The 10,022-nt window shown below is 63.4% G+C and carries 8 protein-coding genes; 3 read left to right on the forward strand and 5 right to left on the reverse strand.

The genetic code is table 11. From position 1 onward, the window contains the following. On the reverse strand, positions 1-5,389 hold a 5,389-nt coding region (locus KDH09_00775; protein ID MCB0218200.1), incomplete at its 3' end, for a tandem-95 repeat protein. Positions 5,390-5,689: 300 nt separating this feature from the next. Between KDH09_00775 and KDH09_00780 the strand changes: the two genes are divergently transcribed. Continuing rightward, the gene (locus KDH09_00780) at positions 5,690-6,379 is read left to right on the forward strand and encodes a hypothetical protein (GenBank protein ID MCB0218201.1); all 690 of its coding nucleotides are present in this window, start codon (positions 5,690-5,692) and stop codon (positions 6,377-6,379) included. A gap of 9 nt (positions 6,380-6,388) precedes the next feature. Here the strand turns inward: KDH09_00780 and KDH09_00785 are convergent, their stop codons facing one another. Continuing rightward, entirely contained in the window at positions 6,389-6,931 is a 543-nt protein-coding gene (locus tag KDH09_00785; protein MCB0218202.1) for a hypothetical protein, read from the reverse strand. Between the two features lie 34 nt (positions 6,932-6,965). Then, the gene (locus KDH09_00790; GenBank protein ID MCB0218203.1) at positions 6,966-7,940 is read right to left on the reverse strand and encodes a calcium/sodium antiporter; all 975 of its coding nucleotides are present in this window, start codon (positions 7,938-7,940) and stop codon (positions 6,966-6,968) included. A gap of 299 nt (positions 7,941-8,239) precedes the next feature. Between KDH09_00790 and KDH09_00795 the strand changes: the two genes are divergently transcribed. Further along, positions 8,240-8,506 (forward strand): hypothetical protein, encoded by a 267-nt coding sequence (locus KDH09_00795; protein ID MCB0218204.1) that lies wholly within the window; start codon positions 8,240-8,242, stop codon positions 8,504-8,506. Here KDH09_00795 and KDH09_00800 read toward each other — a convergent pair whose 3' ends face one another. Continuing rightward, positions 8,507-9,049 (reverse strand): hypothetical protein, encoded by a 543-nt coding sequence (locus KDH09_00800; protein ID MCB0218205.1) that lies wholly within the window; start codon positions 9,047-9,049, stop codon positions 8,507-8,509. It abuts the gene before it with no gap. Positions 9,050-9,148: 99 nt separating this feature from the next. Between KDH09_00800 and KDH09_00805 the strand changes: the two genes are divergently transcribed. After that, entirely contained in the window at positions 9,149-9,730 is a 582-nt protein-coding gene (locus tag KDH09_00805) for a response regulator transcription factor (GenBank protein MCB0218206.1), read from the forward strand. Between the two features lies 1 nt (position 9,731). Here KDH09_00805 and KDH09_00810 read toward each other — a convergent pair. Further along, positions 9,732-10,022 (reverse strand): cytochrome c (locus tag KDH09_00810; protein ID MCB0218207.1); only part of this gene is annotated, 291 nt, incomplete at its 5' end.

A 10,022-nucleotide genomic window follows, 5' to 3' on the forward strand; every position in this document is an offset into this window, starting at 1 on the left:
CGGTAACGGTCATGGCACCCGAAGGGTTGGGAATCGTCAGCGAAGCCACGTCCACCGTGCCGCCGGTGACCGTCCCCATCGCGAGGCCCTCGGCGCCGCGGTTCAGAACATTAACCGTGCCGAAGTTGATATCGCGCGTACCGGCAGCCGCGGCATGGTAATAGATTGAGATATCCGACGCGCCATCGATTGTCGTCACTCCCGTGAAGGTCGCCGTGCCGGTGTTGCCGGTGATCTCGATGCCCAACTGTCCTGGATCGAGGATGTCCGTCGTGCCGGAGACCGTGAACGTGCCGGTGTAACCGTTGAGAACCACGCCGTCGGCGGCCGCCATATTCATGTCGATGTCGAGCACGCCGATGGTCACGGGAATGGTCGAGTTGGTGATGTTGATGCCGTCCACCGCGACCGGCGTCTGGTTGTTGATGGTCAGGGTTCCGGTGGTTACCAGGCCCGAGGCGATGTTCGTATTGAAAATCTCCAGACCTTCGCCGGTGCGGTTGTTGATGGTCACATCATCAAAGAGCACCTGACCGGTACCGGACGAACCGTCGGCGACGTAAATCGAGCCGAGGGTGGTTCCCTGGCCACTGAGCGTGGTTGTCGCCATGGCGGTAAAGCCCATGTCCAGACGCCCGATGCGGCCGTTCGTACCGCCCGAGACCACTACGCCCGCACCCGCCGTATTGGAGATGCTGGTTGTGCCGCCCACCTGGAAGGTGCCGCCGAAGTCGTCCATGACCACGCCCACGCCGCCGCTGTCGGTGACCGTGAGTGAGTTGAAGTTGACCGTCACACTGGAGCTGTTCACAGCACCCGCGGCATCGCCAAACAGCTCGACTGCGGGCTCAGTACCACCGGCAATCGCACCGAAGGTCGTTGCGTTGAAGTCCAGCGTGGCCATGCCGGCGGGGCTCTCTACATAGATGCCGTGCAGGCCGCGGTTGGTAACCATGGTCGTGCCCAGATCCACCGTGCCACCGTTCTGCCCCACAATGGATATCGACTCGCTGTTGCAGGAGTCCACCGTCGCCGTTCCGGTGACGCGGAAGTCGCCGGTGTTGTATTCGAGCAGGATTCCCTCGCCGGTGTCGGAATTGTGATTGATCGTCAGTGCCGAGAGCGTTACGTCCGTGCTGGAGTTCTGCATCAACACCGCCGCCGTGCTCGGGCTGTTCTGATTGTTGATGGTCGTAACCCCAGCATCGAAGGTGCCGCCGGCAGTGTTGATCCGGATGCCTTCGGCGCCGCGGTTGTCCACCGTGATCGTGCCGAAGTTGAAGTCCCGCGTGCCCGCGTTCGCGGTGATGTTGATGTCCGATCCCGCGGAGTTGTCCGTGGTCAGACTGCCCACGTTGACCTGGCCAATCGCCCCGGAGAAGTCGAGGGCATTGTCGCCGGCATCGACGAAGTCGGAAACACCCAGCGTCACCGCGCCGGTCAGGTTCGCGCCGCGAACGCCGTCACCCGAGGGAGAGCTCACCTGCAGCGTGCCCGAGACGGTGGCGAAGCCGGTCGTCGCCGCGTTGTTTACGAGGTCGATGCCGTCGCCCGCTGGGTTGCCAATGAGCGTACTGCCCTGCACGGTGAAGGTGCCGCGCACGTTTTCGAGGTGGATGCCGTCGCCGGTTGAGCCGTTGCTCTCCACCATGTCGAGGCGCACGTCGAGGTTGGCGTCCGAGATCTCGATGGCCGGCGCATTGTCGGTCCGGATTTGCGCCATGTCCATCATGTTCTGGCCGATGTTGATCGTGAGGGAGGGCGCCGTGGGACCGGTGCCGTCGGAGTCATAGCCATCGATGCTGAAGCCCGGAATACCGTCGGTGAAGAATCCGAAGTCACCGGTGAAGGTCAGCGTGCCGGCGATGTTGTTGAAGTAGACCAGCGGCGTCGTTTCCAGCGCCATGTCGGCTCCGTAGAGGACGTTGCTGTAGGTGATCGCCTGCAGGCCGCCCATCGCGCGGTTGCCGTCGAGCTCGATGCGCGCGCCGTTGATGGCGTCCAGGTACATGATCTCGGCGCCGGGCGTGGTGACATCGTTGGTCGCGATGACATCGGTCATCGTCACGATGGCGTTGTTGTCCGCCGAGACCCGCACGGTCTGGGATGCCGGGTTCGTGAAGGTATTGCGGTCGCCCATCACGGAGCCGCCGATGGTGGCGCTGTGGCCGGCAAGGCCGTTGAAGCTCAGTGAGAGCGCAACGGCCCCGGCGTTGATCACCGTGTTGCCCTGGAAGACCACGTTGACCGGGCCCAGTGCGCCGCTTGCCACCAGGCCGCTCTGGCCCGGGGTGATCGTCGTGCTGGTCACCGACACGTCGCCGCTGTCGGTGCCGGTATAGACCGCCTGCACACCATGCTGGGTCACCGTCAGATCGGAACTGGAAACCGTAACGTTGCCTTGCCCGTTGCTGACGTTGATACCGTGAACGCCGGTGCCCGTCTGGGTAAAGTTGCTCACCACGAGCGCCGCCGACGAGCTGGCCAGGTCGATGCCGCTTCCGCCGGTCAAGTTGGCGGTCACGTTGTCGATCTCGATCATGCCGGTCAGCGAGGTGCCGGCCATGGCGGTCGCGTTGTTGGTGATCGTGATACCCGCGACCATCGTGTTGTTGGCCAGGGTCACCACGGTGCTGCCCGCGTTCGTAAGCACCGGGGGATTGCCCGCCGGAACAATGTTCACGCCACCGATGGTGAGGCCCGAGCCCTCGCCCACGAGCGTCTGGCCGCTCTTGAGCGTAATGCCCGCGTCGAGGCCGGTGCTGGTGCCTGTGCCCTCGTAGATAAAGATCGTATCGTTCGCCACGGAGGCGGCTTCGGCCGCGGCCAGGGTGTTGTAGGGCGCCATCATGGAGCCATCGCCGCCGCCGCCGACCGAGTTGTCCACAAAGATGTAGGTCGAGAGGTCCACCAGGTCGACCGTCACGGTCGCCGTGTCGGTGCCGCCGCTGCCGTCGTTGACCGTGTAGACGAAGGTATCGTCGGCGATGAGCAGCATGGGCGGCGTGTAGTTGAATGCGCCGCTCGAGAACATCTGCACGGTGCCGCCATTGGCGCTGATGATATTGCCCGCCGTTGCCGTGAGCGACATGGTCGCCGTCTCGGCGTCGGTGTCGTTGAGCAGCACGCTCATCGCCGGGGGCACGGCCAGGGTCATGCCCAGGTCACCCTGGTAGGTATCGTCCATGGCAACCGGATCATCGTTGACCGGCGTCACGGTGATCGAGAAGGTATCCGAGATCATGCCGATGGAGTCACTGAGGGTGAAGTCGAAGCTGTCGGAGGTCGTCTCGCTGCCGTCGTGCAGGTAGCTGATCCGGCCCAGGTTCACGTCTTCCTGGGTGAAGGTGTCGTTCATCAGGATCGGTGTCACACCGTTGAGCAGGAGCTGACCGTTGGCCGGTTCGCTGTCGACGGTGAACACCAGGTCCGTGACCAGCGTGCCGTCGTCTGCATCGGTGGCCTGCAGGAGGGAGTTGAGAATCGTCCCTTCCATCTCTTCGGCCACGACGAGCGCGTTGTTGTTGTTGAGCGTCGGCACGTCATTGACGCCGGCGATGTCCACGGTGACGGTGCCGATGGTAAAGCCGCCGAAGCCGTCCGAGACGCTGTAATCGAAGTGCACCTGCGCGGAATCGCCCTGCGCGAGGTTATTGAACTGGACGCGCGGGTCGTAGCTGAACGCGCCGGTCTGCTGGATGTCACGCACGCCGGGACCGCCCGTGCCCATATCGACAACCACAGAGCCCGAGGCGTTCGAGATGATCGACTGCATTTCGGGATCGGAGTCGTTGGTCAGCACGTTGCCCGTGAGCAGCGTATCCTCATCGATCATGAAGCTCTCGCCCATGACGATCGGGGCGTCGTTGACACCAAACACCGTGAAGGTGACCGTGGCGATGTTGCTCGCAAGCGGCTCGGTGTCGCTGAGCTGGTAGGTGAAGCTGACGATGGCGCTCTCGCCGGTGTTAAGCGACTGGTAATCGGTGGTCGGGTCGTAGGTGAAGCCGCCGTTGCCCGCGCCGAAGGTGGTCATCAGCGTGCCCTCGCCGGCGCCCAGCGCCATGACGATACCCGGGGTCAGAACATCCATCTCCGGGTCGGAGTCGTTGGTCAGCACGCTGTCCATGAGGATGGTGTCCTCATCGATCAGGTAGGGATCGTCTTCCGCAATCGGCGCGTCATTGATGCCCATGACGGTGATCGTGACACTGCCGGTATCCATGGCCAGCAGCGGATCGGTCACTTCATAGTCGAAGTTCACCGCCACCATGGCGCCGGTGGTCAGGTCGTTGAAGTCCATGCGCGGGTCGAAGGTAAAGCTGCCGTCGCTCACAACATCCAGTTCCCCCATTGCCGGAGGCATGGGGACCGCAACGCGGAGCACATCGTTTTCAACATCGACGTCATTGGCCAGCAGGCCCATCGCGGCATTGACGCTGAAGAACGTGTTCTCGTCGACCACATAGGTCAGGTCATCGGCGGCCACAGGCGCATCGTTGATGCCCGTCACCACGACGATGGCCGCGCCCTGGGTCAGTCCGCCCACGCCGTCGCTCACCGTGTAGGAGAACTGCACCGGAAGGGTCTCGTTCTGGCGCAGGTCTTCGAACTCACCGTTGGTATCGAAGTCGAAGGTGCCGTCGGCATTGACGCTCACCAGGCCGCGAACCGGATCCGTGTTCATGGAAACGGTGATGGTCTGCCCCTCGGCATCGCTGTCGTTGGCAAGCAGGCCATCGGGCACCATGGGAAGCGAGCCATCGGCGTCGGTCGCGCTGAACATGCCCTCTTCGTCCGTGTTGTAGCTCTCGGTCATCACCAGCGGAGCATCGTTGATGCCCGTCACGGTGATGGTCACCGTCGCAGTGTCTTCACCGCCGCGGCTGTCGATGGCTGTGTAGTCAAAGGAAACAACGGCGCTCTCGCCGTCGCTCAGATACTGAAAGTAGTCGCCGGGGTCGTAGGTGAACCCGCCGGGAGTGGTGGCGGGCAGATCATCGATGATGCCGTCACCGTTGTTGTCCGTGAAACCGCCGATGCCCAGCGTGCCTGCATCGGGGGTGTCGACGCCATCGACCCGGATCACGCTGTGGACGACGATCGTCAGCGTGTCGAGGTCGAGGTCCTCGTCATTGGCGAAGAGACTCTCGTCGACTTCCAGGCTGTTGGCCGGGAGGCGCACGCGCAGCTCGCTGTCCTCATCGGTCTCGTAGGCGTCGTCCTCCAGCGTGGGAGCACGGTTGTCCGGGAAGGCGAGGCGAACGGCTTCCTTGAGCTTGTCGTCACAGCCACTGAGTACCAAAGAACTGAGCAGCAACGCCGCGATCAGACCTTGTCGGCAAAAAACGCCCGCATAGCGAGCGAAGGCACGCAAAATCATCCCCATCATGTCTCCCCTAATATGCTCCGGGACCGACCGGCGCTTGATGCGCTTTTCGGCCGCTGTACGCAGCTCTCCCGCGTCCGGCTGCCCCGGTTCCGGGCAGTCTGACAAACACGACTCACCGGGTCAACGCTCGGCCCCAGAACAATTCGGGCTTGCCCACGCCCACCGCTTGCCCTAGTCTGGGGCAGGATCCGAATTGGGGGAGAGTTTCTTCGACGCAAGCGAAGTCCAGACCGGATCAGTTTCTGAACTACGTCGAACTCTCGGGGGTTTGCATTCGTGCCAGTCAGCGCTTTTTCGATGCCTACGCGTCGCTCCAGGGCATTGGGCACCCGTGCCCTTCGCTCGCTCTTTGCGTTCTTCTTCGCTGTGATTTGTCTCACGGCGATGGCCGGGCCCGCCCGCGCCCAGGGCAACAACGAACCGGTTGACCCCGACGCCTACCGCAAGGCCCGCGACCAGTGGCTGCAGGAGCAGGCCGAGCAGGCCGCCGAGCAGGAAAAACAGGTCGTCGAACTCGACCAGGTTCCCGAAGAAGAATGGGTAGCCGTGGGCATTCGCCTGGGCTGGGCCCATTCCGACGGCGCCAACGGCGTGGGCGCGGGCCTGACCGGGAACTTCTGGGTCGGTGAATTCGGCGAGGACTATCGCATGGGTGTCCGGCCCGAGTTCCACTACCACAGCTACCGCACCCTCAACACGAACTTCCACGACTTCTTCTTGCTGGCCAATTTCTATGTCGAGAAGAACATGCCCAGCGAAGGCATGGGCGGCATGTTCGCTCCCTATGTTTTCCTGGGACCAGGTTATGAGATGTTCGACGGCGGCCGGGTGAGCTTCTCGCAGGGCTTTGCCTTCGATGTCGGTGGCGGCGTGCGCGCCGGCCACCCGCAGAGCCCGCTGGTCTTTGAAGTCGCCTACCTGCGCGGCTTCAGCGACGTGGAAGCCAACAACGTACGTGTCTCGATCGGCATCGACTGGGGCTTCTAGGCTCCGCCTCTACTGAATCTTCAAAGTCACTTCCGCCTGGCTCAGCCGGGCGTAGAGCGCCTTTTTCCTTCGAATGGGCCACCAGCCATAGAGGTAGGTTTCCAACGGCCGCCACATGGCGACCCAACCACCGATGGTCAGACTCTCCACCGCAAGCTGCGAGCCCTGTCCGGTCCACACCCCTGCCAGAAAATCCGCAAGAAAAAGGCACAGCGTCAGGAAGCTCACGCCGACAATCAGGCTGGTGCGTCCCTGCCGGAGCAGGTGCGAGAGTTCCCGGCGCGCGCCCGATGCCTGATAATCAAAATAGTTCTGCACCGCCTGCGCGATCCGCTTCTCATCGAGCGGACTCGGCGGCGCCTCGCGCAGGTGGAGCACGATGGAAAGAGCGCAGTCGCGCGGGAATTCCTCGGCCCAGGAGACGATGAATTCCTCGGCCTCGCGGCGCAGGTCCTTTTCGCGAAAGGGGGATGGATCGAGCGAGTTGAAGAGCTGATCGATGCGGTCGAGCCGCACTTCGATGAGACCGGGCTTGCGACCAGTATTTCCCATGGGGGCCAGAATACTTGAGCCGAATGCCCCGCGCCTAGCGGCCGATAATCAGGTAGGCCATGTAGCTCAGGTGCCCGGCCAGCAGGATCGCGCCCTCGCTCCGCGCCAGTTTGAACCCGCGGTAGAGCATGGGCGCGAGCGCCAGCGTAAAGGCCAGCATCACCCAGTTGTCGAGATGGATGATCTTGGGCTCGACTTCCAGCGGGTGGATCTGGGCACTCACCCCCAGAATGAGCAGCAGGTTGAAAAGGTTCGAGCCCATGATGTTGGCCACCGCCATCTCGTGCTGACGCTTGCGCGCGGCCATCAGGCTGGCCACCAGTTCGGGCGCGCTTGTCCCGGCGGCCACGACGGTCAGCCCGACCAGGCGCTCGGTAAAGCCCATGAGCAGGGCCAGATCGGCCGCCCCCATCACCAGAATCCGGGCCCCCACGCTCAGGCCCACAAAGGTCAGCAGCAGCATGCCCGCGAGCCACCAGGCCGGACGCTGTTTGAGTGTCTCGGCCTCCTCGGGGACGAGTTCCTCGAGCTGGCGGGCCTCCAGTGCCGTCGCCTGGCGCCGCGCCAGCGTGACCGAATAGACCCAGAAGGAGACCAGCGCGACGAGGAAGAAGGCTGCCTCACCCCGGTCGATCTCTCCATCGCGCGAGAACAGGATCATGGCCGCCGTGGACATCACCACGAACGGGAAATCCAGCCGGAAGGTATTGCGGGAGACGGGAATCGGGGCCACCAGCGCGCAGGTGCCCAGCACCAGGCCGATGTTGAAGATGTTGGAGCCCACCACGTTGCCCACCGCGATGGAGGGGTGCCCCGTTGCCGTGGCGAAGGCGGAGACAAAGGCCTCGGGCATGCTGGTCCCGGCGGCCACGATGGTCAGGCCGATCACCGCCGGAGAGAGCCGGGCCTTCTCGGCAATGGCTGCCGAGAAATCCACCAGCGCATCGCCCGACCAGGCCAGCAGGGCAATGCCGCCGACAATCATCAGGATATCGAGTGCGATCTGCAAAAGGGGCGCGCTCCTCGGGTCCGTGTCGGTCAGGAACAACAAATTGGGACGGAACCCGTCCCCACTGCATAGTCGCCCGCCCCGCCGATGTCATCAAACAGGGCAACCTGCCCTTTTCGAGCCCTCTGCAGTGAGCCCCTGGGCTCCCAATCGGCGCTGAAACTAATGCAGGGCGATTTTTGTGCGCAAGCACGCTTGAGTGCAGCACTCGAATCCGTCACACTTCTGTTTCATCTTGAGTCAGATGGCGTAACCGTTGTGAATAAACGGGAGTGCCTGAGTCCAGGGAAGGGACGCCTGTGGACGATTCTAATTCTCGCTGGGATGACCGCGACCGGGAAGCCAGCACTTCTGAAACCTCGACGTCGAGGGAATTCGCGCCGGCAGTCCGGGAGCACGCGTTCGCGGGGAAGACCCTGAAGCGCATCCAGCGCGAGGCCATCGAATTCGCCCTCAAACAAACGGGCGGCAACAAGAGTGCTGCCGCCCGCAAGCTTGAGATTCCGATCGCCACTTTCAAGCGCATGGTCAAGCGCTACGAAGAAGAGGACGAAGAATCCGCGTAGCTATTCGTGCTCGCCTTCTTCGTTTTCTTCTTTCTCGTAGGCCCGCTCAAGCCCCGGGGGCCCCATGCTCCGGCCGGGCTTCACGCGCCCTTCATAGGCCTTGGCGGCGCCGTGCACGTAGACCAGCTCGCCTCCGGAGTGCCCGACGCTCAGCCCCACGCCCGTGACCACGACCGAGAGCAGCACCGTGGCGCCCATGAGCGCAACCACCGCCGTCTCAGCCGGAATAAAGAGCGCGGCAGCCGAGGCTGCCAGGGTCACACCGGCCACGACGATGAAGCCCTCGGCCTCTTCCTCGTGCTCGTGAATCGCATCCTCGGAGACGACCTTTTCGACGATGTCTTCCTGGTCTTCGCCGGTTTCCTTGGCCACCAGGGCGCCGCCGAAAATGAGCGCCTGAACGACCACCACGGCGATCCAGACTTTCTTGTCGACCCAGCCCTTCCAGATTGAGAGCGCCGCGGCCGCTGCCAGCAGCGGCATCACGACGGCAAGACCCAATGGGATGTGAACAATTGCGGGGTGTAGGGGCAAACCTTCCATGGTATGAACTCTCCTTGCGGGGAACCGGTGTGATTGTTACCGGCCCGCCCTTGATGCGTCTCAATGTGCAGCAATTTGGGCTGTCGTGCCATCGCACGGATGACCTACGCATCTAAAGCGCTATTATTTCAGGGAGTTGCACGTATCGTTATGACCGACGTCAGAGAAGATTCGAGAACCCTGTGGGTGCCCATTCTGCTGTTTCTGACCATCGCCGCGGCCCTGGGAGTCGATCTCGCGCAGGACTATTCCGAGGGCAGCAGCCTCTCCCACCTGCTGGTCGAGGCGCTGGCTGCTTCGGCTGCCCTGGCGGGGGCCGCGTGGCTGGTGCGCCGGTATTTCCTGCTGCGCGGGGAGGCCCGCCGGCTTAAAGCCGACCTGAGCCGCAGCCGCGAGGACGCAGCGCGCTGGCGCGAGCAGAGCCGCGAGCTGCTGCAGGGGCTCGGCAAGGCCGTCGACGATCAGTTTGCCCGCTGGGAACTCACACCGGCGGAAAAAGAGGTCGGCCTGCTGCTCCTCAAGGGGCTCTCCCACAAGGAAGCGGCCCAGGTACGGAATACCAGCGAGCGAACCGTGCGCCAGCAGGCCCTCGCCCTCTACCGCAAGGCGGGTATCGGCGGGCGCGCCGAGCTCTCGGCATTCTTCTTTGAAGACCTGCTGCTTCCCCAAGACGAGCGCTGAGCTACTCGACGCTTGGAGTCGCGTGGGTGAGGTAGTGCAGGAGCGCCTCGGCGTCTTCGTCGCTGAGCTCATCGATGAGCCCGCGCGGCATGATCGTGCCGTACTGCTCGCTGGGCTCCAGCGGCGGCTTGAGGATTGCCAGGAAGATTCGCTCGCGGTTTTCCGGGCTCGCGATGGCATCGAGATCCGGCCCGCTCTTGCCGCCCATTCCCTCGCGCGCGTGGCAGGCATTGCAGCCCAGTTCCACAAAAATTTCCCGCCCGCGATCGAACTGGGCGTCGCCGGTGGCGGC

Source organism: Chrysiogenia bacterium, assembly GCA_020434085.1.
GTDB lineage: Bacteria > JAGRBM01 > JAGRBM01 > JAGRBM01 > JAGRBM01 > JAGRBM01.